This is a genomic window from Bradyrhizobium sp. 14AA, assembly GCF_054185205.1.
Genome location: NZ_JAVAYM010000006.1, coordinates 47,386 through 70,816, shown reverse-complemented (window position 1 = coordinate 70,816; position 23,431 = coordinate 47,386). Strand labels below are relative to the sequence as shown.

21 protein-coding genes are annotated in these 23,431 nt (G+C 66.0%); 8 read left to right on the top strand and 13 right to left on the bottom strand.

Features of this window, described 5'->3' with window-relative positions; genetic code table 11:
- The first annotated feature begins 92 nt into the window (after positions 1-92).
- Positions 93-1,298, top strand: a complete 1,206-nt coding sequence (locus RAD15_RS13540) for a CaiB/BaiF CoA transferase family protein (RefSeq protein ID WP_458178138.1) — start codon at positions 93-95, stop codon at positions 1,296-1,298.
- Between the two features lie 197 nt (positions 1,299-1,495).
- A complete protein-coding gene (locus RAD15_RS13535) occupies positions 1,496-2,143 on the top strand; it encodes a glutathione S-transferase family protein (protein ID WP_458178137.1) in 648 nt (215 codons plus the stop codon).
- A gap of 100 nt (positions 2,144-2,243) precedes the next feature.
- Here the strand turns inward: RAD15_RS13535 and RAD15_RS13530 are convergent, their stop codons facing one another.
- From RAD15_RS13530 to RAD15_RS13505, 6 genes are all read right to left on the bottom strand, one after another.
- The gene (locus tag RAD15_RS13530) at positions 2,244-2,408 is read right to left on the bottom strand and encodes a hypothetical protein (protein ID WP_458178136.1); all 165 of its coding nucleotides are present in this window, start codon (positions 2,406-2,408) and stop codon (positions 2,244-2,246) included.
- A 26-nt stretch (positions 2,409-2,434) separates the two neighbouring features.
- Positions 2,435-3,970: a hypothetical protein gene (locus RAD15_RS13525; protein ID WP_458178135.1), complete on the bottom strand. Its 1,536-nt coding sequence runs from the start codon at positions 3,968-3,970 to the stop codon at positions 2,435-2,437.
- A 93-nt stretch (positions 3,971-4,063) separates the two neighbouring features.
- Positions 4,064-5,059 (bottom strand): hypothetical protein, encoded by a 996-nt coding sequence (locus tag RAD15_RS13520; protein WP_458178573.1) that lies wholly within the window; start codon positions 5,057-5,059, stop codon positions 4,064-4,066.
- A gap of 217 nt (positions 5,060-5,276) precedes the next feature.
- The gene (locus tag RAD15_RS13515) at positions 5,277-5,774 is read right to left on the bottom strand and encodes a TPM domain-containing protein (RefSeq protein WP_458178134.1); all 498 of its coding nucleotides are present in this window, start codon (positions 5,772-5,774) and stop codon (positions 5,277-5,279) included.
- A 5-nt stretch (positions 5,775-5,779) separates the two neighbouring features.
- Entirely contained in the window at positions 5,780-6,709 is a 930-nt protein-coding gene (locus RAD15_RS13510) for a TPM domain-containing protein (protein WP_458178132.1), read from the bottom strand.
- A 168-nt stretch (positions 6,710-6,877) separates the two neighbouring features.
- Positions 6,878-7,486: a LemA family protein gene (locus RAD15_RS13505; protein ID WP_458178130.1), complete on the bottom strand. Its 609-nt coding sequence runs from the start codon at positions 7,484-7,486 to the stop codon at positions 6,878-6,880.
- Between the two features lie 157 nt (positions 7,487-7,643).
- On the opposite strand from RAD15_RS13505, the gene RAD15_RS13500 reads away from it, so the two are divergent.
- The 3 genes from RAD15_RS13500 to RAD15_RS13490 are packed head-to-tail and all read left to right on the top strand — an operon-like array spanning position 7,644 to position 10,862.
- Positions 7,644-8,498, top strand: coding sequence for an enoyl-CoA hydratase (locus RAD15_RS13500; RefSeq protein ID WP_458178128.1), 855 nt, complete (start codon positions 7,644-7,646; stop codon positions 8,496-8,498).
- Positions 8,499-8,503: 5 nt separating this feature from the next.
- A complete protein-coding gene (locus RAD15_RS13495) occupies positions 8,504-9,652 on the top strand; it encodes an acyl-CoA dehydrogenase family protein (protein WP_458178126.1) in 1,149 nt (382 codons plus the stop codon).
- Positions 9,653-9,665: 13 nt separating this feature from the next.
- Complete coding sequence (locus RAD15_RS13490) at positions 9,666-10,862, top strand: acyl-CoA dehydrogenase family protein (protein WP_458178124.1); 1,197 nt, start codon at positions 9,666-9,668, stop codon at positions 10,860-10,862.
- 81 nt (positions 10,863-10,943) lie between these two features.
- Here the strand turns inward: RAD15_RS13490 and RAD15_RS13485 are convergent, their stop codons facing one another.
- From RAD15_RS13485 to RAD15_RS13475, 3 genes are all read right to left on the bottom strand, one after another.
- Positions 10,944-13,268, bottom strand: coding sequence for a xanthine dehydrogenase family protein molybdopterin-binding subunit (locus tag RAD15_RS13485; RefSeq protein ID WP_458178122.1), 2,325 nt, complete (start codon positions 13,266-13,268; stop codon positions 10,944-10,946).
- A gap of 246 nt (positions 13,269-13,514) precedes the next feature.
- A complete protein-coding gene (locus tag RAD15_RS13480; RefSeq protein WP_458178120.1) occupies positions 13,515-14,390 on the bottom strand; it encodes a dihydrodipicolinate synthase family protein in 876 nt (291 codons plus the stop codon).
- Positions 14,391-14,446: 56 nt separating this feature from the next.
- Complete coding sequence (locus RAD15_RS13475) at positions 14,447-15,412, bottom strand: VOC family protein (RefSeq protein ID WP_458178118.1); 966 nt, start codon at positions 15,410-15,412, stop codon at positions 14,447-14,449.
- A 204-nt stretch (positions 15,413-15,616) separates the two neighbouring features.
- On the opposite strand from RAD15_RS13475, the gene RAD15_RS13470 reads away from it, so the two are divergent.
- Positions 15,617-16,483 (top strand): S1C family serine protease, encoded by an 867-nt coding sequence (locus tag RAD15_RS13470; protein ID WP_458178116.1) that lies wholly within the window; start codon positions 15,617-15,619, stop codon positions 16,481-16,483.
- Positions 16,480-16,851 carry a response regulator transcription factor gene (locus RAD15_RS13465; protein ID WP_458178114.1) on the top strand — a complete coding sequence of 124 codons (372 nt, stop codon included), beginning with the start codon at positions 16,480-16,482 and terminating at the stop codon, positions 16,849-16,851. The genes RAD15_RS13470 and RAD15_RS13465 overlap by 4 nt, the downstream gene beginning before the upstream one ends.
- 12 nt (positions 16,852-16,863) lie before the next feature.
- Here RAD15_RS13465 and RAD15_RS13460 read toward each other — a convergent pair whose 3' ends face one another.
- From RAD15_RS13460 to RAD15_RS13445, 4 genes are all read right to left on the bottom strand, one after another.
- On the bottom strand, positions 16,864-17,940 hold the full coding sequence (locus tag RAD15_RS13460; protein WP_458178112.1) for a sensor histidine kinase: 1,077 nt from the start codon (positions 17,938-17,940) through the stop codon (positions 16,864-16,866).
- Positions 17,927-18,619: a response regulator transcription factor gene (locus RAD15_RS13455; protein ID WP_458178110.1), complete on the bottom strand. Its 693-nt coding sequence runs from the start codon at positions 18,617-18,619 to the stop codon at positions 17,927-17,929. The genes RAD15_RS13460 and RAD15_RS13455 overlap by 14 nt, the downstream gene beginning before the upstream one ends.
- Before the next feature lie 100 nt (positions 18,620-18,719).
- Complete coding sequence (locus tag RAD15_RS13450; protein WP_458178108.1) at positions 18,720-19,265, bottom strand: hypothetical protein; 546 nt, start codon at positions 19,263-19,265, stop codon at positions 18,720-18,722.
- Between the two features lie 258 nt (positions 19,266-19,523).
- Positions 19,524-21,860, bottom strand: coding sequence for a Tex family protein (locus tag RAD15_RS13445; RefSeq protein ID WP_458178106.1), 2,337 nt, complete (start codon positions 21,858-21,860; stop codon positions 19,524-19,526).
- 441 nt (positions 21,861-22,301) lie between these two features.
- Here RAD15_RS13445 and atzD point away from each other — a divergent pair, with 441 nt between their 5' ends.
- Positions 22,302-23,408, top strand: a complete 1,107-nt coding sequence (gene atzD / locus RAD15_RS13440) for a cyanuric acid amidohydrolase (RefSeq protein ID WP_458178104.1) — start codon at positions 22,302-22,304, stop codon at positions 23,406-23,408.
- Positions 23,409-23,431: the final 23 nt, after the last annotated feature.

Below are 23,431 nucleotides of genomic sequence, written 5' to 3'. Positions count from 1 at the left end.
TCCCGCCGAAACATCGGTCTAATGCTCCCACGATGGGCCCTGCGCCAATTCCAGCGCGCGGGAAACAACAAGAGCGAGGGAGCAACGCCGCGATGGACAATGGCATTTTTGCGGGGCTGAAGGTTCTGGACTGCGCGAGCTTCATCGCAGCGCCCGCGGCCGCGACCGTGCTGTCGGATTTCGGCGCTGATGTCATCAAGATCGAGCCGCCCGGCGCCGGCGACCCCTACCGCAATCTGCCCAATTTGCCGGGCTATCCGACCGGCGAGCACAATTTCGCCTGGCTGCTGGAGGCCCGCAACAAGAAGAGCATCGCGCTCGACCTCTCCAAGCCGGAGGCGCAGGCCGTGCTCTACAAGCTGGTGGAAGAGGCCGACGTCTTCATCACCAACATGCCGCCGCCGGTGCGCGCCAAGCTCGGCATCACCTACGACCACCTCGCCCACCTCAACGACCGGCTGATCTACGCCTCCTTCACCGGTTACGGCGAAAAGGGCGAGGAGGCCAACAAGCCCGGCTTCGACAGCAACGCCTATTGGGCGCGCTCGGGCCTGATGGACCTCGTCCGCGCCGACATCGACACAACGCCGGCCCGCTCCGTCGCCGGCATGGGCGACCATCCCTGCGCGATGGCTCTCTATAGCGCGATCGTCACCGCGCTCTATCAGCGCGAGAAGACCGGCAAGGGCTCGCACGTCGCCTCCAATTTGATGGCGAACGGGGTGTGGGCGGCGAGCGTGCTGGCCCAAGCCAAGCTCTGCGGCGCCAAGTTCGGCGAGCGACGGCCGCGGGAGCGTGCGCTGAATGCGGTGGCCAACCACTATCAATGCAGGGACGGCCGCTGGCTGATCCTGTCGCTGCTCAACGAGGAGAAGCAGTTTCCGACGCTGGCCAAATGCCTGGGACGCGAAGACCTCATTGCGGACCCGCGCTTCGCCACCAAGCCCGATCGCCACGCCCGCTCGGTCGAGCTGATCAAGATTTTGGACGACACATTCGCCACGAAGGATCTCGCCGAGTGGCGAAAGATCCTCGACGGCAACGGCCTCGTGTTCGGCGTCGTCGGCATTCTGGACGACATCCCCAACGACAAGCAGATGCTCGACAACGAGGTGCTGGTGCCGTTCGAGAACGACACCATGCTCACGATCTCCAGCCCGATCTGGATCGACGGCACCAAAAAGGTGCAGCCGCGCAAGCCGCCCGGCGTCGGCGAGCACAGTGACGAGATTTTGCGCAAGGCAGGATACGACGAAGCGGCGATCAAGCAGCTGCGCGGGTCGGGGGCGGTGGGGTAAGCCTCAGCGCGCGCGTCACACACCGCGGTCGTCCCGGCGAAGGCCGGAACCCATATTCCAGAGAGAGTGTTGTCGTACGAAGCTGGCCAACTCCGAGTCCTCGCCAAACCACGTTCGGTGGCTATGGGTCCCGGCCTTCGCCGGGACGACATCGAGGAAATGGCTCCCTTCAACATTCACGGTCGTCGCGAGGTCCCATGCCCCTCTACCGCCTGCATTACTTCCCCGAATCCGGCAACAGCTACAAGCTGGCGCTGATGCTGACGCTGTGCGGCGAGACGTTCGAGCCGGTGTGGACCGACTTTGGTGGCGGCGTCACGCGCACGGCGGAGTGGCGCAAGGCCGTCAACGAGATGGGCGAGATCCCGGTGCTGGAAGTTGACGGCGTGAAGATGACGCAGACGGCGCCTCTCCTCTTGAAGCTTGCCGAGCAGTACGGCCGCTTCGGCGCCGGGACGGAGGAGGAAAAGTTCGAGCTGCTGCGCTGGCTGTTCTGGGACAACCACAAGCTCACCGGCTACATGGCGACCTACCGCTTCATGCGCGCCTTCACCGAGAAGAACGATCCGCAGGTGCTGAAGCATTTCCGGCGGCGGCTCGAGGATTTCCTCGGCATTCTCGACGGCCATCTCCAGCACAACGCCTTCGCGATCGGAACGAAACCGACCGTCGCCGACATCTCGATGATGGCCTATCTGCACTATCCCAGCGACGAGCACGGCTTCGATTTTGCGACGAGCCATCCCGCGATCCACGCCTGGCTCGACCGCATGGCCGCACTCCCCGGCTGGAAGCCGGCGTATGAGCTGTTGCCGGGCAAGCGGATGACGAACTACGCGAAGTGAGGAAGCTAGCGCTAAACCATCAGCGTCGTCATGGCTGGGGCTTGTCCCGGCCATCCACGATCTTGAGGGACAAACCTGGGCACGACGAAGGAGCGTGCGGCTACCTCAGCGACAGCCAGCCGAGCGTGAACAGGATGCCGCCGACGAGAACGGCCACCGCGACCGCCCAGGTGCTGACGCGGATGCTGCCGGTGACCTGCTTGGCTTCCTCATTGCGCGCGATCTCGCGATTGCGCTCCTTGTCGGCTTCGCTGGTGTGCGTCATGGGTCATCCAGACCAATGGAGGCGGCCTAGCGCGTCTTGATGAAGCACATGCCGATCCGGCGCGAGGCCGCGGCCGCCTGACAGGTGAGACCGTTAGCACAGCTCCATGACATAAAACTCTTGTCCCGCGTTCCCGATCCCGCGTCTTCCAGGGAACAATGCGCGCCCCAGCCGTCCTGATATTCGCTGCCGGCGAGTTCCGGGCTGCCGCGGGTCTGCGGCCGGCTGGCAAATCCGCGTGAGAAGTCAGGGCGTTTGCCTGCGGCGAACGCGGTCAGGATGTCGCGGCGGCGGAGCTGGTCACCGAAGAAATGCGGCGAGGCCGGCACGATCGTGGAATTCGACGGCTTGTCCGCCTGCCAATCGACGCCCGGAAAGTGAAAGCCGCCGATGCCGCGGGTCTGGTGGCAACCTGAGCAGGTGACGTCGTTGAGGCGACGCTGGAAGCCGGCGACCGAGCGGATGTTCTGCATGTCACCGCGTGCGGCAGCCTGCTTCAACGCGCCGACCACGTCGTTGTCAGTGAAGACGGGGTCGCCCTTGCCTTCCCCCTGCATCATGCCGAATTCCGGCTGCAGTGCGGAGGCATCGAGGCCGGTCGGCGTCGGCACCACCGCGGCCCTGGCCAGGAATTTTTCCGGGATCAGCACGGTGCCGCGATCGAACTCGCGAAGATGATCGGGTGCGAGCAGCCAATCCCTGAAATCACGCCGGAGCGCCTCGTCCGCCAGAATTCGGTCGCGGTCGATCTGGTTCTCCAGCGTCGATTCCTCGAACGTCTTCGTCGCGGCGTCGTACTTGAACACCTTGAGCAGATAGTCGGAGCGGAAATCGTGCAGCGCCGATTTCGCTGCGACCGAGAGCTGGATATTGGTCTCGATGCGGTCGAGCATGGCGTCGCTGGGATAGAAGGTACCACCGATCAGCCCCTGCCAGTCGCCATTGTCGAGCCAGCGTCGCGCGATCTCGGCGCAGCTGACCGGCTTGCGGCTCGCATCCGTCTGCCGGGCATCTCTCGCCTTCATCACAAGATTGAAAGTCATCGGCAGACGTGTCGCGGTCTTGCCGCCGTCGGGCCTGATCTCGAAACGCACGAGACGGTAGATCAGCCTGATCTCTCCGCAGGACTCTTCGGAGACATAGGCGCGGTCCATGCGATTGACGATGCCGGCCAGCACGAAACGCGTGTCGGGAGATTTCAGATTGACCCGATCGAACAGCTGGACGTCAAAACCTTCGCCGACGCCGATGGTCTCGGTCGGATAGGCCGCCTTCTGCCTGATGACATAGCGATCAAGCTCGGCATCGATCGCGGGGTGAATTTGCTTGAGCTGCGACAGCCAGGAGAACAGCAGATCGTTCGTCAGCGGAACGTTCGCGTTCCGCTCCGGCCATAGCAGGCGCGAGATCGTCAGCACATCGTGCTCGTCAAGCTTGCGCAAGACATCGGGATCGGTGATCGCCGTGCCGCGCGCGAGCTGCGCATTCTCGGCGGCAAAAAGCGAAACCGCGCCGCCGAACAGCACGACGACAGCAACGAGAATTCGCAACGCGCGGCTCATGTCTCCAGTAACACCGCGCTGGCCGGCCTATTCAAGCAAAAAGGCGCTTCACATGGTGGTGAAGCGCCTCTTCGAAAGTCGAATATCGACAGCTCAGCGTGCGGTGATCAGGCCCTTGGGGGTGACGACCACCCAGCGGCCATCCTGGCGGCGGATCGCATCGACGCGGCCCAGGCCGGGGATGGGATCGCCGGGATAGACCTCGTAGAGCCCGTCACGGCTCTCGATCAGCGCACCGCCGTTGGCGGCGTTGCGCAGCCTCCAGCCTTCGATCGTCGGCAGGCGGCCAACCTCGGTCTTGGGCGCGGCGGGCACAGGAGCCGGCGCGGCTGCGGCGGTCGCAACCTGGGTCGGCGCGATCGAGCCGGTGGTCTCCTTGGCGGGCGCTGCCGCAGCCTGAGCGGGCGCGGCAGGCGGCGTGGCACGGAGCTTGTCGACGGTCTCGGACAGTTTCGCGATCTTGGCCATCGGCTCGGCCTGCGCCTTCTCGAGCTTGTCGAGGCGGTCATTGGCCCGGTTGATCTGGCCGAGGCCGGTCTTGGAGGTGTGCTCGACATTCGCCTTGAGCGCGACGACGTCGGCGTCGATCTTGGCGACCGAGGATTCCAGCGCGCTGGTGTCGGCGACCTGCGCCGGAGCCGGGCCTGCGAAATGCATCATGCCGGCGGTCGCGAGCGCGCCGCTGATCGCGCCGACGCTCGCGGCAATCGCCACCACTGCAGCCATCGCCGACAGACGGCGCTTGCTGCCGGTCTCGCGCGGCTCCTCCGCCTTCACATGGGGCGCAAAGTCCTCGCGCTCCCAGGACCGTTCCGAGGGTGCCATGACGATGAGCTTGCCGGGCTTCGGCTCAGACTTGGTCTCGGCCTTCGGTTCTACCTTGGCTTCGACCGCGGGCGTGGCGTTGAACTTGGGCACCTCGATCCGAGGGGGCTCGACTTTCGGGGCATCCGCTTTGGGCGGCGCCTCATGGTCGGGGGCGATCGAGGGGGCCTCGATACCGACGGCAGCCTCGACGGCCGGCGGCACGGTCGCGGCCTCGACGGCGCCAGTCTGTTCGCCGGTCATTTGGGCAGCCTGCTCGGACACTAGTTCGCTCACGGCTCAAATACTCCAGTCTGGGTTGACCTTTTGGTAACTTTCATTGCTTGCGAAATCCTTACCTGAGGACCCGCTTACCGAAATTTTAGGAAGTCATCCGGGGCCGAATTTGGCCGGGAAAGTGGAACCGGTGTGGCGGGCGTGAAACAATTTGTAATCGGGCGAAGATGAACGGCCGCGCAACAGCCGGGCCATTCAGACTCCGTCAGATCACCACCGGCGCATCCGGCAGCTCGTTCGCATGCGGGCCCTGCGGCGGAAAGTGCCGCGCCAACTCGCGCGACACCGCTTCGATGCCGCCGATCACGCCGCGCTCGAATTGGCCGGAGGCGAACTCGGCCTCCATCGCGCGGCAGATTCTCTCCCACCCCTCGGTGCTCACCTTTGCGTGGATGCCGCGATCGGCCACGATCTCGACGTCGCGATCGGCGAGCAGGAGATAGATCAGGACGCCGTTGTTATGCGCGGTGTCCCAGATGCGCAAATGCGAGAACACGTCGAGCGCACGCTCCCGCGCCGGCAGGTTGCGGAACAGCGGGCGGCCGTCGAGCGCGCCTTCGACGACGAAGCGGACCTGGCCGGAATGCGTAGCCTCGCCCTGCCGGATCGCCTGCTCGATGCGGTCGAGCACGACTTGCGGGAAGATCTGCTTTGCCCGCCAATGGTGCTGCACGAGATGTCTGGCAATGCGCTTGATCCTCATGACCGCTACCAGCTCCCCGAGGCGCCGCCGCCGCCAAAACTGCCGCCCCCGCCGCTGAAGCTACCGCTGTCGCTGCTGCTCGACGACCCGCTGCTCCAGCCGCCGCCGGAAGACCCGCTCGACCACGAGCCACCGCGCGAGCGGCCTGTGCCCGGCGTGATCGCCGAAAACAGATCAGCGACAAATCCGATGATGAAGCCGAGACCGCCCAACGCGAGGGCGAGTGCGACAGATCCGAGAATGAACCAGGTCAGCGCCGCGATGATGCCTCCGGTCACGAACGATCCGAGCAGCCGCCCGAGCATGGCCCGGAAGAACCCGCCGACCCCGATGGAAGCGAACAGCGTCACGATGAAGAGCGGCGCGAGATCGTCCAGATTGCCGAAGTTCACGCTGGGCGAGGGAACCGGCAGCGGCTCGCCGTCGATCACGCGGATCATGCGGTCGACACCGTCTGTGATGCCGCCGCCAAAATCGCCGCTCCTGAACTTCGGCGTGATGATCTCGTCGATGATGCGCCGCGAGGTGACGTCGGTCAGCGCACCTTCGAGGCCGTAGCCGACCTCGATGCGCAGATGCCGGTCGTTCTTGGCGACGACGAGGATCGCGCCGTCGTCGACCTTCTTGCGGCCGATCTTCCAGGCCTCCGCGACGCGGATCGAGAACTGATCGATCGTCTCCGGCTGCGTGGTCGGCACGATCAGGACGGCGACCTGGCTGCCCTTGCGCGTCTCGAAGTCCCGCAGTTTTTGCGTGAGCGCGGCGATGTCGCCGCTGGACAGCGTGCCAGTCTGGTCGACCACGCGGCCGGTGAGTTGGGGGACGGCGACGTCGGCGGAGGCGGCAGACGTGAACGCGAAGATGAGGACAAGCGCGACGGCCAAGGCAATACGCGAGGAGAAGGCCGAACAAACCAGCCACAACCTCGCTGTCATCGCCCGGCTTGGCCGGGCGATCCAGTATTCCAGAGACGCCAGCGGGCTACCGAGAAGCCGCGGCGTACTGGATTCCCCGCCGGAGCCTGTCATCGGGCTCGCCAAAGGCGAGACCCGGTGGCGGGGAATGACAGTGGCTGGTGTGGTTCGCATCGAGGCCGAACGCACTTACTTCGACGGCGCGGGTGCCGGGTTGAAATCGACCTTCGGCGCGGTCGAGATTTCCTTCTCGTTTGCGACCGAGAAGTTCGGCTTCTCCTTGTAGCCGAACATCATTGCCGTGAGATTGCTCGGGAATGAACGGATGGTGACGTTATAATCCTGCACCGCCTTGATGTAGCGGTTACGCGCCACCGTGATGCGGTTCTCGGTGCCCTCGAGCTGGGACATCAAATCCTTGAACAGCGCATCCGACTTGAGCTGCGGATAGTTCTCGGTGACGACGAGAAGGCGCGACAGCGCGCTGGAGAGCTCGCCCTGCGCGGCCTGGAATTTCTGGAACGCCGCGGGATCGTTCAGCACCTCGGGCGTCGCCTGGATGCTGCCGACCTTGGCACGCGCATTGGTGACCCCGAGCAGCACGTCCTTCTCCTGCTGGGCAAAGCCCTTCACCGAGTTGACGAGGTTGGGCACGAGATCGGCGCGGCGCTGGTACTGGTTCACGACCTCGGACCAATTGGCCTTGATCTGCTCGTCCTCGCCCTGGATCGCGTTGTAGCCGCAATTGGTGAGGCTCAGCGAGGCCAGCGCCGCCAGCACGGTCAGGATCTTGCGCATCAAATTTCTCCCGGTGGAATCTGGCGCAAACTACCAGATGGGACACGCGAGGCGCCAGACCTCTGGAGGCGCGAAAAGCAGCCGGCTGACGCAAGCCTCTTGCCTATCACCGGCCGACATTGTCAACTCGGGCAAAACAAACGCCAAGGGAAGCGCCATGAGCTCGTTCGAGACCATCCTCGTGGAGAGGCCGGAGCCGGCGATCATGCGGGTCGTGATGAACCGGCCCGAGGCGCGCAATGCGCAAAACCTGCAGATGACCTACGACCTCAACGCCGCCTTCGATGCGGCGGTGCAGGACGATGCGGTCAAGGTGATCATCCTCGCAGGCAACGGTCCGCATTTCTCGTCCGGCCACGATTTGCGTCCCGGCGGCAAGAATGCCGCCGGCGTCGACTTTCCGCCGATCGGAAATTGGGGCGGCTTTGCTGAGCCCAACGCCCACGGCCGCTTCGCACGCGAGCAGGAAATCTACCTCCAGATCACCCGACGCTGGCGCAACCTCGCCAAGCCGACCATTGCAGAAGTGCACGGCAAGTGCATCGCCGGCGGGTTGATGCTGGCCTGGGCCTGCGACCTTATCGTCGCCAGTGACGATGCGCAGTTCTGCGATCCCGTGGTGACCATGGGCGTCTGCGGCGTCGAATGGTTCGTGCATCCCTGGGAGCTCGGCCCGCGCAAGGCCAAGGAGTTTTTGTTCACGGCCGACAGCTGGAGCGCCGAGGTGGCGCACCAGCTCGGCATGGTCAACCAGGTGGTGCCGCGCGCGGAGCTGTCGGCGCGCGTGCTGGAGCTGGCACGCCGGATCGCAAACAAGCCGTCCTTCGCGCTGAAGCTGACCAAGGAGGCCGTCAATCGCTCGGTCGACGTGATGGGCCAGCCCGCTGCGATCGACCAGGCCTTTGCGCTGCATCAGCTCTGCCACGCCCATAACCTTCAGGAGTTCGGCATGGTGGTCGATCCATCCGGCCTGCATCCCTCCGTGCGCAAGCCGCCGGCGGCCGCGGAGTAGTTGCGATGGATCTCAATCTCAGTGACGAGCAACGCCTGCTGCGCGAGAGCGCGGAGCGCTTCGTGGCCGAAAGCTACGATGCCGATCACCGCCGCAAGATGGCGAACGATCCGCTCGGCTTCAGTCCGGCGGTGTGGAAACAGTTCGCCGAGCTCGGCTGGCTGGCGCTGCCGATTGCGGAAGAGTTTGGCGGGCTCGGCGGCGGCGCGGTCGAGACCGGTATTTTGATGGAAGCCTTTGGCCGCGGGCTGGTGTCCGAGCCCTATGTCGCGACGGTCGTGCTGGGGGCTGCACTGATCGAGAAGTGCGGCAGCACGGCGCAGAAGCAGGCGAGGCTGCCGAAGGTCGCGGACGGATCGTTGAAGCTCGCTTTCGCGCATTCCGAGCGCGCGGCGCGGTTCGATCTTGCCAAGGTTACGACTGCCGCCAACAAGACGGCGCAGGGCTGGCGTCTTTCCGGCAGCAAGATCGCTGTGCTCGATGGACACGCCGCCGACGAGATCATCGTCTCCGCGCATGTTCACGATCATCACGGGCCTTCGGGGCGGATAGGCCTCTTCATGATGCCGGCGACGGCGCCTGGTGTTGCGATCAGCGATTATCAGCGGCTCGGCGGCGGACGCGCCTGCAACATCGAGCTGACCGATGTGCATCTTCCTGAAGACGCCCTGCTCGGCGGCGGCCACGACGCGCTGCCCGCAATCGAATGGGCGGTCGATCGCGCCATGGCGGCGTTAGGCGCGGAAGCCGTCGGCATCATGCAGACGCTGCTGGAGACGACGCTGGAATACACCAAGATTCGAAAACAGTTCGGCCGACCGCTCTCGGCCAACCAGGTGATCCGCCACCGCCTCGCCGACATGGCGATGCAGGTCGACGAGTCGCGTTCGATGGCGCTACGCGCTGCGCTGAAGGCAGACAGCGCGCCGGTCGAGCGGGCACGGGCCGCGTCGGGTGCGAAGGCGAAGATCGGCAAATGCGCACGCTTCATAGGCGAGCAGTCGATCCAGCTTCACGGCGGCATGGGCGTCACCGAGGAGCTCGAGGTCGGCGCCTATTTCAAGCGGCTCGTCGCCTTCGACACGCTGTTCGGCGGCAGCGCGCACCACTATGCCCGCCACGCCCGGCTTGGCCGCACCACCCAACCTGCCTGAACAGGAGCGCATCATGGACCTGTCGTTCAATGCCGAGGAGCGCGCCTTCCAGGACGAGGTGCGCGATTTCATCGCCGAGAATCTCACCGAGGAAATGAAGCGCGCGACCGCGCTGACGCCCTCGGTGTTCTCCGACCCTGACATCGGCATGGCCTGGCAGCGCGCGCTGCACCGCCGCGGCTGGGGCGCCCCGGGCTGGCCGGTCGACCATGGCGGACCGAACTGGACGCCGGCGCAGCGCTGGATCTTCGAGACCGAATCCGCGCGCGCCGGCGTGCCCAATGTCAACGTGATGGGCGTGAAGATGGTCGGGCCCGTCATCATCGGCTTCGGTTCGCCGGAGCAGAAAAACTTCTATTTGCCACGAATTCTCTCCGGCGAGGATTATTGGTGCCAGGGCTATTCCGAGCCGGGCTCCGGCTCCGACCTCTCCTCGCTGAAGACACGCGCGGTGCGGGACGGCGACGACTACATCATCAACGGCACCAAGATCTGGACCACGCACGCCCATCACGCCAACCGCATGTTCGCACTGGTACGCACCAGCGACGGGCCGCGGCAGCAGGACGGCATCAGTTTTATTCTGATCGATATGAAGACGCCGGGCATCACCACGCGCCCCATTCTCACCATCGGCGGCGACCATGAGGTCAACCAGGTGTTCTTCGACGATTTGCGCGTGCCCGTCGCCAACCGCGTCGGCGAGGAAGGCAAGGGCTGGACCTATGGCAAATATCTGCTCGAGTTCGAGCGCGGCTCCGGCATTGCGTCAGCGAAGCTGCGCGAGGGGCTGAAGGCGATCACGGAGCTTGCCGAGTCGGATTTGACCGGGCGCGCGATCGACAGCGCCGACATTGCGACGCGCATCTCGGAGGTCGAGGTCGACATCGACGCGCTGGAGATGACGGAGCTGCGCGTGCTCTCGGCATTGCAGACCGGACAGAACCCCGGCGCGGTCTCGTCGATCCTGAAGCTGCGCAACAGTGAGATCCGCCAGGCCGTGACGCGGCTCGGGGCCGACGTGATCGGCCACGACGCCCTCGCGGTCGAACCGATGCGCCCGCTCTACAAGCTCAACCACGAGCCGGCGACGCCCGAGGAGATGCTGACGGTGATGCCGGAATATCTCAACGGCCGGGCGTATACGATCTTCGGCGGCACGTCGGAGATCCAGCGCGACATCATCGCGAAGATGATGCTGGGGATTTAGGGGGCGCTGGCGCCGCATTCGCCACTGTCGTCCCGGCGCAGGCCGGGACGACACTGAGCTTGAAGCTTAAGCCGAGCCCTACTAACCCGCAGCCTTCGCCTCCCGGATCGCCTGCCAGATCTTCTGCGGCGTGAGCGGCGTGTTCAGCTGGGTGATGCCGAGTTCGGCGAGCGCGTCCATTACGCCGTTGGTGACGCAGGGCGGGCCGCCGATCGCGCCGGATTCGCCGCAGCCCTTGGCGCCGAGCGGATTGGTGCGGCAGGGCGCGGTGTCGTCGAGCGTCACCACGATCGGCGGCACGTCGTCGGCGCGCGGGATGCAATAGTCCTGGTAGCTCGCAGTGAGGAGCTGGCCATCGGCGTCATACGAGACGCCTTCATAGAGCGCCTGACCGATGCCTTGCGCGACACCGCCATGGATCTGGCCGGTGACCAGCATCGGGTTCACGGCGACGCCGACGTCGTCGACGGTGGTGTAACGAACGACCTTGGACACACCGGTCTCGGGATCAATCTCGACCTCGCAGATATGCGTGCCGTTCGGCCAGCTTGGCCCATCGACCTCACCTTCGGAATCGACGCTGAGCTTGGCGCCGCCTTCCTTCTCGGCGAGATCGAACAGGCTGATGCGGCGGTCGGTGCCGACCACGGTGAGCATGCCGCCCTGATATTCGATGTCCTCGACCGAGGTCTCCAGCACGTTGGCGGCCTTCTCGCGCGCCTTCTGGATCAGGTCGTTGGAGGAGACCGCCACCGCCGTGCCGCCAACGAACAGCGAGCGCGAGCCGACGCTGCCAAAGCCCATGGCGAGATCGGTGTCGCCCTGGACGACGTCGATCTTGTCCATGGGGATGCCGAGCGAGTCGGAGATCATCTGGGTGTAGGTGGTCTGCAGCCCCTGCCCCATCGCCATGGTGCCGGAATGCAGGACGACGCGGCCCTGCGAGGTCGCGTGCAGGCTGACTTTCTCGGTGTGGGCGCGACCGCCGGTCCATTCGATGTAGGAGGTGAGCCCGCGTCCGTAGAGCAGGCCCTTCTTCTTCGCTGCCTTCTTGCGCGCGGCAAAGCCGTCCCAGTCGGCGAGCTTCACGGCGCGATCGAGCATGTGCGCGAAGGCGCCGGAATCGTAAACTTGGCCCGCCGCATTCGTGTAGGGCAGTTGCGCCGGCTTGATGTAGTTCGCCTTGCGGATCTCGCGCGGGTCCATGCCGATTTTTCGCGCGGCGGCGTCGAACAGGCGCTCGACGATGAAGACCGCCTCGGGCCGGCCCGCGCCGCGATAGGCCCCGACGGGCGCAGTGTGGGTCATCACCGACTGCACCTCGAAATGCACCAGCGGCAGGTCGTAGACGCCGGTCTGCACGAACGGCCCGAGCACCAGCGGGATGATGTTGGCCGCGCCCGAGGAATACGCGCCGGTGCAGCCGATCGACTTGACGCGATAGGCCAGCACCTTGCCCTTCTCGTCCAGCGCGAAGGAGGCGGTCGAGGTGAGATCGCGGCCGTGGGTGCCGCCGACGAATTCGTCGGTACGGTCGCCGCGCCAGCGGATCTTCTTGCTCAGCTTGGTCGCAGCGTAGGCGACGATGCCGTCCTCGGGGTAGAGGTTGGTCTTCTGGCCAAAACCGCCGCCGATATCGCCGACCAGCACGCGCACGCTGTCCTTGGGGCGCTTGAGCACGGCTTCCGCGAGCACGTCGCGGGTCGAGGCCGGGGTCTGCGACTGCACATGCAGCAGAAGTCGGCCGGTCTTCTTGTCGATCTCGGCAATGGTCGAGCGCGGCTCCATCGCAGAGGGCACGAGGCGCTGGCTGACGAGATCGAGCTCGACCGTGTGGGCGGCGTTGGCAAAAGCCTCATCCACCTTGGCGGCATCGCCGTAAGCCATCGCACCGACGATGTTGTCGGGCGCCTCGGGCCACACCACGGGCGCGCCGGGTTTTACGGCCTCGACGGGGTCGACCACCGCGGGCTGCACATCGTATTCGACCACGATCGCCTCGGCCGCGCTCTGCGCCTCAGCACGCGACGAGGCGACGACCGCCGCAACCGCCTCGCCGGCGTAGCGCACGATCTCATGGGCGAGCAGGCGGCGCGGCGGCACCGTCATCGGCTTGCCGTCAGGGCGCTTGAAGATGCTCAGCGTCGGGATGACGCCGATGTCGTCCTTGACGAGGTCGGCGCCGGTGTACACCGCGGTGACGCCTTGCATCGCGGCGGCAGCGGCGGTGTCGATCGAGACGATCTTCGCGTGGGCGTGAGGCGAGCGCAGCACGTACAACCACAGCGCGCCGTCCTCCGGCTTGTCGTCGATGAACTGCCCCTTCCCGGTGAGCAGCCGCTGGTCTTCCAAACGCTTGACGGGCTGGCCCGCTCCGAAACGCAAATTGCCGGGAAGAATATTCATTCCGTGGGGTCCTCAGGGTCTTTTCGAAACTGCGGGCAGCCTTTTAGCGGATCGATCAGGGGCATGCCAGCCACGGATTTAGGCGGGATATCCGCGATTTCGTCATGCGTGCCGCAAATCTGCGATTCCGTAGGGTGGGCAAAGGCGCGCTTGCGCCGTGCCCACCGTCGCTCAACGCGATCGGGGTGGTGGGCACGCTACGCTTTGCCCACCCTACGGCACTGATCGTGTCGAGAATGACGGCCTCTACGCCAGCTCCCCCAGCGCCGCCTCGACGACCTTGCGCGCGTCGGCCGTCAGCGCGGCCTGGGGCGGCACGGGGTCGCCGACGTCGTAGCCCTGGATCGCCAGCCCGGCCTTGATGCAGGCGGCGAGATTGAAGCGGGCAAAGGCTTCGTTGATGCGCCACAGCCTGCGCTGAAGCGCCATGGCCTCGTCCCAGCGGCCGGCCTTGCAGAGGTCGTAGAGCGCGACGCTCTGGCGCGGGATGATGCAGGCAGGTCCCGCCATCCAGCCGAGCCCGCCGATCAGCATCACCGCGGCCGGGATGTGGGCGGAGGCCGAGAACACCCGCAAGGCATCGCCGCAGCGGTTCATGATCGAGAGCAGCCGGCCGGTGTTGGTCGAGGCATCCTTGATGTAGCCGATGCGCGGATGCTCGGCGAGGCGCGCGATGATGTCGAGGGTGAGATCGGAGCGCTGGAATTGCGGATTGGTGTAGATGACGACGGGGATGTCCACGGCATCCGCGATAGCGCGGAAGTAGGATTCGACCTGCGCATCGGCGAGCGGGAAATAGGCCTCCAGGATCGCCAGAATGCCGTCGGCGCCGAGTTTTTGATACGCCCTCGCCTGGGCCACGGCATCTGCCGTCGAGGTGGAGGCGACGCCGGCCACCACGGGCACGCGGCCCCTTGCGACTTCGATCGTGGTCTGGACGATTGCCGTGCGCTGCGCGGCATTGAGATAGGCGAATTCGCCGGTCGAGCCCAGCGGCGTCAGGCCGTGTACGCCGGCGCCGATCAGGTCGTCACAGAGCTTTGCGAGCACGTTCGTCCGCACCGTGCCGTCGGCATCAACGGGGGAGACGAGGTAGGGGAAGACGCCGTGGAATTCGGACATGTCGGGGGCTCCGGAAGCTGACACCCCAGAGGTATTAGCAATGCCCGCCCCGGCGATCAAACCTTGAGCAGGCGTACGCGCGTGCCCCAGGGATCGATCGCCTCCACGCCGTCGGCAAGCGCCGTGACCTTCACGCCGCCCTTGCGCAGGCGCTCTTCCTGCGCGACGAGCAGCTCCGGCTTCGCCATGACCAGCGAGAACCAGGCAAGTCCCGTCGTCTGATCATCGCGCTGGCCGGCGCCCTGGCTCTGCCAGACGTTCATGCCGAGGTGATGGTGATAGCGGCCCGACGACAGGAACGCGGCGCCGTTGCGGCTGCGGGTCGGGTCGAGGCCAATCGTGCCATGATAGAAATTCTGGGCCGCTGCGAGATCGCCAACGCGCAGATGCATGTGGCCGACACGCATTCCGTCCGGCGCCTTGGCATAATCAGGGACGCGCGTGTTGGTCAGCGACAGCAAGTCTGGGATGTTGAGCTCGTCGGACGCCATCTTCACGCTGCCCTCGCTCCACTGCCATTGCGAGGGATCGCGGTCGGCATAGACTTCGATGCCGTTGCCTTCGGGGTCGTCGAGATAGACGGATTCACTGACGAGATGATCGGCAAAGCCCGACAGCGGCACCCGGTGCGAAGCGGCTGCCACCAGCCAGCGCGCCAGATCCTTGCGGGTCGGCATCAGGAAGGCGGTGTGGTAGAGGCCGGCAGCGGTGCGCGGCTCGATCGCAGCATCGGGCCGGGCCTCCAGCACGAGCAGGGTGATGCCTGATGTGCCGAGCCTTGCGGCGGTCGCCGAGCGCTCCATCACGGTGAGCCCGATCACGTCGCGGTAATAGTCCGCAACCTTGTCGAGATTCTTCACCCGGAGCGTCACCATGCCGACCCGCATCGGCGTGCGGCTGGCATAGGTCGGGCCGGCGCCCTGCGGATTGCCCTCGGCGCGCGCGGCGGCTGCGGCGGCCATCGCAAGCGAGGTCGCGCCGGCGAGTTGAAGCAGGGTACGGCGGGTGAGATCGATGGTCATCCGTCAGGGCTCGCTGAAATCCTAGAGGTCAAAAGGCGCAATTTCGGGATTGCTACACGTTCCCGTGAGCCGCTCCCAATCACATGTTCGTCGGCCGTGGTCCTACGGAGGTCCGCCCCTGTCCCTGCCCTTGTCCTGGCCACCCGGCCAGTTTCGCAATCGCCCGCGACATCCCAGATTGAGAACAACTTACAGGAGCCCGCCATGACCGACCCAACTCCTCTGTCCTCACTGTCGTCCGCGCTCGCGGACGTGGTGGCGCGCACCGCGCCCTCCATTGTCTCCGTGCACTCGCACCGCTCCCGCGCCACCGGCTTCGTCTGGAAGCCAGGCCTGATCGTCACGGCCGACGAGGCGCTCGCCGACGAGGGCGAGGTCGAGATCGGCCTTCCCGACGGCAGCCGGGTGGCCGCCACGATTGCCGGCCGCGACCATACGACCGACATCGCGCTGCTGCGCGCCGATACGGGCGCCGCGCCGATCAAGCTCGGCGCGACGGTCCCTGCCCTCGGCGCGCTGTCGGTCGTCGTCGCCACCAACCGCGAGACGCCGAGCGCCGCACTCGGAATGGTATCGGCATCCGGCAAGGGCTGGCGCTCCTTGCGCGGCGGCGACATCGATGCGCGGATCGAACTCGATGTTCGCCTGCGCGGCAGCCAGCAGGGCGGCCTCGCGCTCGATGCATCGGGCGACGCTTTCGGCATGGCCGTGCTCGGACCACGGCGCGTGCTGGTCATCCCCGCGGCGACGATCGAGCGCGTCGCGACCCAGCTCGAGACGCGCGGTCGCATCGCGCGCGGATATCTCGGCCTCGGGCTCCAGCCGGTCCGGCTCGACGACGGCGTCGGCGCGATGGTGATGAATGTCGACAAGGCCGGGCCTTCTGCCGCGGCCGGCATCCGCCAGGGCGACGTGATCGTCGCGGTCAACGACCAGAAACTCTCCGGCGTGCGCGCACTGTCACGAACGCTGGGACCTGCGAGCGTCGGCGCGGTGGTCGACGTCGCCGCACGCCGCGGCGGCGAGCCGGTCAGCTTCAAGGTCACGGTCGGCGAGAGGCCCGAGGCGTGAGCGAGAGCACCGCGCCCGAGATCGTGCTGTCGTTGGAGATCGACGATCCCGTCCTCGCCGATCGCCTGGCGGCCCTGCTCGGCAATATCGCCGGGCTTCGCCTTGCCACGCCCGGCGAGCAAGCCGCCGCGGTGATCGTCGCCCGTGATCCGCGCATCATGCCCGAAGACATCGCATTGACCCAGCGCGAGCTCGACGTGCTGGCGCTGATGGCCGAGGGCGCCTCCAACAAGATGATCGCGCGTCAGCTCAACATCTCCGTGCACACGGTGAAATTCCATGTCGGCTCGCTGCTCGACAAGCTCGATGCCACCGGCCGCACCGACGCGGTGGCGCATGCGGCGCGCCGCGGCGTGATCGAGCTGTGACGCGATCGGCTCTCACGGCGCGGGTGTCGGTGGGAAGCTGAGCTGGACCGTCAGGCCCGGCGCATTGTCACGCAGCGCGATCTCGGCGCCATGAAGGCGCGCGACGGCCGCGACGAGGCTGAGACCGAGACCATTGCCCGGCGTGTAGCGGCTCTGCTCGAGCCGGTAGAAACGCTTGAAGACGTGATCGCGCTCCTCGGTGGGAATGCCCGGACCGTCATCCGCGATCGCGATATCAGCGCCGCCGTCGGCGCTGCGGCAGGTGACGGTGACCTGCCCGCCTTTGCGGCCGTGCTTGATGGCGTTGTCGACGAGATTGGCGACGGCGTCGAACAGCAGGTCGCGGTCCCCCGTAATCGCCACCTCGCGGTCGCCGACGAGGCTGAGCCGCGTTGCGACCTGCTCGGCGGCGGCGTCGTAGAGCTCGACGACCTCGCCGGCGATCTCGGCGAGGTCGAGCGTGCGGAAAGCCCCCGTGCGGGCTCGGGTTTCGATCTCCGAGATCCGGGTGATGGAGGCGAACATGCCGAGCACGGCGTCGAGATCGGCGATGGTGTCGCCGATCAGTGTCGCATCGGCCTCGCTGTTGCGCGGGGCGTGATAGGCCTTTTCCAGTCGGCCGCGCATGCGCGTCAGCGGCGTACGCAGATCGTGGGCGACGTTGTCGCTGACCTGCTTGACCTCGCCCATCAGCGTCTCGATGCGGTCGAGCATCTGGTTGAGGTTTTCGGCGACGCGGTCCCACTCGTCATGGCTGCCGCGCAAGGGAATGCGCCGGTCGAGACCAGCCAGCATGATGGCGCGGCTGGTGGCGTTGATTTCCTCGATCCGCCCGACCGTGCGCCGGGTCACCAGCACGGCGGCGAGCCCGGCGAGCACCAGCAGCAGCACGGCGACGGCGATCATAGCGAGCTCGATCATCGCGGTGAAGCCGCTGTGGTCTCCGGCATCGCCGACCCGGCTCTGCACATAGGCGATCGTGCCCACATAGACATAGGCCATGATCGCCGCGACGATCAGCCCGAAGGCGCCAATCGCGATCAGCGCCAGGCGGAAGGTCGAAGAGCGGAGCGTCTTAGCCAGGAGCACGGAGGCAATATCCGATGCCGCGGATGGTATGGATCAGCGGATAGGCCTGGGCATCGTCGACCTTGCGGCGGACGCGCCCGACATAGACGTCGATGATGTTGGTGGAGGGATCGAAATGCAGGTCCCAGACGTGCTGGAGCAGCATCGCGCGCGAGACGACGCGGCCCTCGTTGCGGACGAGATATTCGAGCAGCTGGAATTCGCGCGGCAGCAGCGGAATCTTGCGGCCGCGACGGCTGGCGCTGCGCGAGATCAGGTCGATGGCGAGATCGCCGACCCGCAGCAGCGTTTCCTTGGCGATGGTCTCGCTGCGGCGGCCGAGCGCCTCGAGCCGCGCCAGCAATTCGGTGAAGGAGAAGGGCTTGACGAGATAATCATCGCCACCGGCGCGGAGGCCCCGGACGCGGTCGTCGACCTCGCCGAGCGCGGAGATGATCAGGAACGGCGCGGCAATGCCGTCGTCGCGCAATTGGCGCATCACGGTGATGCCGTCGATGTCGGGCAGCATGCGGTCGATCGTGATCACGGCATAGTCGCGCGCGGCGCCGTGGCTGAGGGCTTCGCGCCCCGTGGCAGCGAGGTCGACGTCATAGCCGGAGGTCGTCAACTCCTCGACGAGCTGGCCTGCGGTTTCCGGATCGTCCTCGACGACCAGGATGCGGCGGTGACCTCCGGTCATGCAATACTCCGCGCGACGATCGCCACCAGACTATCCCGTTCCGGGGCAGAGCGGAACTGCCCGGTGGCGATCGCGACAATGGTGCGGTACGGCGATGCGACTACCAATAGTCCCCGCACACATTGACCCATTGCCATCCATAGGGCGTCCAGCTCCTGCGCCAGCAGCCGTCGTCGTAATAGTTGGCATAGACGAACGGCGCGCCGACGAAGGCGAACCGATGGAAGCGATGATGCCGGAAGAAGAAGGCGTGGCGGCCGACGAAAGGCCTGCCGTGCCAGGCCGTGCCGGCAAACCGCGGGCCGAAAGCGGCGCGGGTCGCTAACGGCGCTCCGGCAAAGCGCGGTCCGATGGCCGCGTGAGCGGCCATCGGCGAGCCGGCGAAGCGGGCGCCACCGAAATGAGCACCGCCCATGCCGCCAAACCGCATGCCGCCGCCACCCATACCGCCGACGTGCATGGCGCCACCACCGACGTGCATGCCGCCGCCGCCGAAATGCCCGCCACCACCAAAATGCCCGCCGCCGCCAAACCCGCCATGTCCGCCACCGCCGCCACCGCCACCGCGCGCGAGAACGGGCGACGCGACCGCCATCGTCGCAGCAACTGCCGCTGCGACGAGGCCTGTGAGAAGCCTGTTGTTCATCGGAAAATCCTCCTTGCAGTGCGGTGGTCACGCCGCCGCACTCGGAGGATCAGAAGAGGAGAACACGCCGTCTCCATCAACTTACAAATGCGCCAGATTCTGACGCGGAAGTTAGGGACGGTCCCTCTCCTCGTCATTGCGAGGAGCCCTTGCGACGAAGCAATCCAGACCGTTTCCGCGGAGGGACTCTGGATTGCTTCGCTGCGCTCGCAATGACGACGTAGGTAGAACTTGCCCTACATCGAGCTACTCAGCTCTTTACGCCCGCTTGCCGTTGTTCTTCTCGGCCGCGCGGCGCAGCGCTTCGGCGAGTGCGCCGCCGCCGGAGGATTCCTGCTTGCGCGGGGCCGACGAAGTCATGCGCGCGCTGTTGCGCGAGCTGTTGTCGCGCTGCATGCCGGGGGCGTCCTTCTTGGCGCCAACCTCGTCGTCGAGGCGCAAGGTCAGCGAAATGCGTTTGCGGGCGACCTCGAAATCCAGCACCTTCACCTTGACGATGTCGCCGGGCTTCACCACCTCGCGCGGATCCTTGATGTAGGTCTTGGACATCGCCGAGATGTGAACGAGACCGTCCTGGTGCACGCCGATGTCGACGAAGGCGCCGAAGGCGGCGACGTTGGTCACCGTGCCCTCGAGGATCATGCCCTTCTGGAGGTGCTTGATCTCCTCGACACCCTCCTTGAACACTGCGGCCTTGAACGCCGGACGCGGGTCGCGGCCGGGCTTTTCGAGCTCGCGCAGGATGTCGGTGACGGTCGGCAGACCAAAGGTCTCGTCGACGAAATCCTTCGGCTTCAGGGTACGCACGATCTCGCTGCTGCCGATCAGCGCCTTGATGTCGCTCTTGGTGGCGCTGAGGATCCGGCGCACCACCGGATAGGCTTCCGGATGCACGCCGGAGGCGTCGAGCGGATCCTCGCCGCCGAGGATGCGCAGGAAGCCGGCGCACTGCTCGAACGCCTTCGGGCCGAGCCGCGGCACATCCTTCAGTGCCTTGCGCGACTTGAACGGGCCGTTGGCGTCGCGATGCGCCACGATGCTCTGCGCAAGGCCGGAGCCGACGCCCGACACGCGGGCAAGCAGCGGTGCGGAGGCCGTGTTGACGTCGACGCCGACCGCGTTCACGCAGTCTTCGACCACGGCATCGAGCGATTTGGCGAGCTTGGCCTGGCCGAGGTCGTGCTGGTACTGACCGACGCCGATCGCCTTGGGCTCGATCTTGACGAGCTCGGCGAGCGGATCCTGCAAGCGCCGCGCGATCGAGACTGCGCCGCGCAGGGTGACGTCGAGGCCTGGCAATTCCTCCGAAGCAAAAGCCGAGGCCGAATAAACCGACGCGCCAGCCTCCGACACCACGATCTTGGTCATCTTCAGCTCGGCCAGGCCTTTCACGAGATCGCCTGCGAGCTTGTCGGTCTCGCGCGAGGCGGTGCCGTTGCCGATCGCGATCAGCTCGACACGATGCTTCAATGCCAGCTTGCCGAGGATCGCAAGCGACTCGTTCCACTGCCGCTGCGGCTCGTGCGGATAGATCACCGCGGTATCGACGACCTTGCCGGTCGCGTCGGTGACGGCGACCTTGACGCCGGTGCGGTAGCCGGGATCCAGACCCATGGTGACGCGGGTGCCGGCAGGCGCGGCCAGCAGGAGGTCGCGCAGGTTCGAGGCGAACACGCGGACGGCTTCGGTCTCGGCCGAGTTCCACAGCCGCATCCGCAGATCGATGTTGAGATGCACCTGGATCTTGGTGCGCCAGGCCCAGCGCACGGTGTCGATCAGCCAGCGATCGCCGGCGCGCTTGAGGTCGGCGATGCCGAACCGCTTCATGATCTTCAGCTCATAGGCGCTCGGCACGCCCGGCGGCGGCGCCTCGGCCTCGGCCTGGATTTGCAGGTCGAGAACCTCTTCCTTCTCGCCACGGAACATCGCGAGGATGCGATGCGACGGCAGCTTGGTCAGCGGCTCGGAGAAGTCAAAATAGTCGGCGAATTTTTCGCCCTCGGTCTTCTTGCCATCGCGGACCTTGGAGGCCATGCGCGCATTGGTCCACATCTCCTCGCGAAGCGCGCCGATCAGGTCGGCGTCCTCGTCGAAGCGCTCGACCAGGATGGCGCGGGCGCCGTCGAGCGCGGCGGCGGCATCGGCGACACCCTTCTCGGCGTTGACGAAGGCTTCGGCCACGACCTTCGGATCATTCGTGGACTCCGCCATGAGCTGATTGGCGAGCGGCTCGAGGCCGGCTTCCTTGGCGATCTCGGCCTTGGTGCGGCGCTTCGGCTTGAACGGCAGATAGATGTCTTCGAGGCGCGCCTTGCTGTCGGCGGCGAGAATGGAGGCTTCCAGCGCCGCATCGAGCTTGCCCTGCTCGCGGACTGATTCGAGGATGGCCTTGCGGCGATCCTCAAGCTCGCGCAGGTAAACCAGGCGCTCCTCCAGGGTGCGCAATTGCGCGTCGTCGAGCGCACCGGTCGCTTCCTTGCGGTAGCGGGCGATGAAGGGAACCGTGGCGCCGCCGTCGAGCAGCGCCACCGTCGCCTCGACCTGCTCCGCCCGTACCCCAAGCTCCTGCGCAATTTTCTGGTTGATATTGGCCACGCGAGAATCCCTCTATATCCAAGCACGCGACGCGAACCGAAATCCGGTCGCGGGACGCCGCTTATGAACCAACCGAGGTTGATTCATCAAGGTGCGGCGCGCAACCGTCGACAGAGGATTTTTTTACTGGATCGATGCGTTCTCGCCACAATCCTGGGGATGTGGCGGCTTCTCTCTTGCGTCGCGGCAAACCAAGATAGCCGCTCCGTCATCCTGAGGCGCGAACGTCGCAGCGCGCATAGCGCTGCGGAGGAAGCCTCGAAGGATGAACGGCCGAGATGCAGCCGGGCCGCGCATCCTTCGAGGCTCGCCCAGCGACGCGTTGCGCCGCAGGGCTCGCACCTCAGGATGACGGATGAAAGGTTGCGGCCCGTGGCTTGACATGGACCCCGGTTCAGCGGCTGTTTGCACCGCCGGGCCACCGAACTCCAAGGACCATCCATGCGTACCACATCGGTCGGCGTCATCAGAATCGCCACCAGGGGCCCCGGCGACGTCTCCGGGCTGATGGCCATGATCAACTCCGGCGCAATCGACCGGGGCAAGATCCTCGCCATCCTCGGCAAGACCGAGGGCAATGGCGGCGTCAACGATTTCACCCGGGAATATGCCGTTGCGGCGCTGTGCACCGCGCTGGCCCCAAAACTCGGCCTGTCGCCAGAAGCGGTCGAGCAGCGCATCGCCTTCGTGATGTCGGGTGGCACCGAGGGTGTGCTCAGCCCGCACATTACGGTATTCACGCGCCGAGACGTCCAGCAGCGACCGGCAGGCATTGACGGCAAGCGCCTGACCATCGGCATGGCGCACACGCGGGATTTTTTGCCCGAAGAAATCGGCCGCTCGGCGCAGATCGCGGAGACGGCCAAGGCGGTGACGGCAGCGATGGAAGATGCCGGCATCACGGACCCGGCCGACGTTCATTTCGTGCAGATCAAGTGCCCGCTGCTCACCAGCGATCGCGTCGAGACCGCAGCGGCGCGCGGCGCCAAGACGGCCACGACGAACTCCTACAGTTCGATGGCCTATTCGCGCGGCGCCTCAGCGCTCGGTGTTGCGGTCGCGCTCGGCGAAATCGCAGCCGATGTCCGCGACGAGGACGTGCTGCGTCGCTACGATCTGTTCTCGAAGGTCGCCTCGACCTCGTCCGGGATCGAGCTGATGCACAACGTGGTCATCGTGCTCGGCAATTCGGCATCTTCAGCGAGTGAGTTCGAGATCGGCCATGCCGTGATGAACGACGCCATCGATGCCCCGGCGGTGGTATCGGCATTGAAGAGCGTTGGGCTTGGCGCCACGCCGCGGCCGGGCCGCGAGCTCGTCAACATCTTCGCCAAGGCCGAGGCCTCGCCCAACGGCAGCGTGCGCGGCTTCCGCCACACCATGCTGGAGGACACCGACATCAGCTCGACACGCCACGCCCGCGCGGCCGTCGGCGGCCTGATCGCGGGCCTTGCCGGCACCAGTGCGGTCTACGTCTCCGGCGGCGCCGAGCACCAGGGACCTCCGGGCGGCGGCCCGGTTGCAGCGATCGCGCGACTGCCGGATTGATACGCCCCGCATCTCCCGCGACC

Excerpts from the sequence above, each read along its gene's own strand:
- RAD15_RS13500 (WP_458178128.1), top strand. The coding sequence starts at position 7,644 with ATGAGCTCGTTCGAGACCATCCTCGTGGAGAGGCCGGAGCCGGCGATC.
- RAD15_RS13485 (WP_458178122.1), bottom strand. The coding sequence starts at position 13,268 with ATGAATATTCTTCCCGGCAATTTGCGTTTCGGAGCGGGCCAGCCCGTC.
- RAD15_RS13450 (WP_458178108.1), bottom strand. The coding sequence starts at position 19,265 with ATGAACAACAGGCTTCTCACAGGCCTCGTCGCAGCGGCAGTTGCTGCG.
- RAD15_RS13515 (WP_458178134.1), bottom strand. The coding sequence starts at position 5,774 with ATGAGGATCAAGCGCATTGCCAGACATCTCGTGCAGCACCATTGGCGG.
- RAD15_RS13455 (WP_458178110.1), bottom strand. The coding sequence starts at position 18,619 with ATGACCGGAGGTCACCGCCGCATCCTGGTCGTCGAGGACGATCCGGAA.
- RAD15_RS13540 (WP_458178138.1), top strand. The coding sequence starts at position 93 with ATGGACAATGGCATTTTTGCGGGGCTGAAGGTTCTGGACTGCGCGAGC.
- RAD15_RS13525 (WP_458178135.1), bottom strand. The coding sequence starts at position 3,970 with ATGAGCCGCGCGTTGCGAATTCTCGTTGCTGTCGTCGTGCTGTTCGGC.
- RAD15_RS13495 (WP_458178126.1), top strand. The coding sequence starts at position 8,504 with ATGGATCTCAATCTCAGTGACGAGCAACGCCTGCTGCGCGAGAGCGCG.
- RAD15_RS13475 (WP_458178118.1), bottom strand. The coding sequence starts at position 15,412 with ATGACCATCGATCTCACCCGCCGTACCCTGCTTCAACTCGCCGGCGCG.
- RAD15_RS13510 (WP_458178132.1), bottom strand. The coding sequence starts at position 6,709 with ATGACAGCGAGGTTGTGGCTGGTTTGTTCGGCCTTCTCCTCGCGTATT.
- RAD15_RS13490 (WP_458178124.1), top strand. The coding sequence starts at position 9,666 with ATGGACCTGTCGTTCAATGCCGAGGAGCGCGCCTTCCAGGACGAGGTG.
- RAD15_RS13505 (WP_458178130.1), bottom strand. The coding sequence starts at position 7,486 with ATGCGCAAGATCCTGACCGTGCTGGCGGCGCTGGCCTCGCTGAGCCTC.
- atzD (WP_458178104.1), top strand. The coding sequence starts at position 22,302 with ATGCGTACCACATCGGTCGGCGTCATCAGAATCGCCACCAGGGGCCCC.
- RAD15_RS13480 (WP_458178120.1), bottom strand. The coding sequence starts at position 14,390 with ATGTCCGAATTCCACGGCGTCTTCCCCTACCTCGTCTCCCCCGTTGAT.
- RAD15_RS13470 (WP_458178116.1), top strand. The coding sequence starts at position 15,617 with ATGACCGACCCAACTCCTCTGTCCTCACTGTCGTCCGCGCTCGCGGAC.
- RAD15_RS13535 (WP_458178137.1), top strand. The coding sequence starts at position 1,496 with ATGCCCCTCTACCGCCTGCATTACTTCCCCGAATCCGGCAACAGCTAC.
- RAD15_RS13530 (WP_458178136.1), bottom strand. The coding sequence starts at position 2,408 with ATGACGCACACCAGCGAAGCCGACAAGGAGCGCAATCGCGAGATCGCG.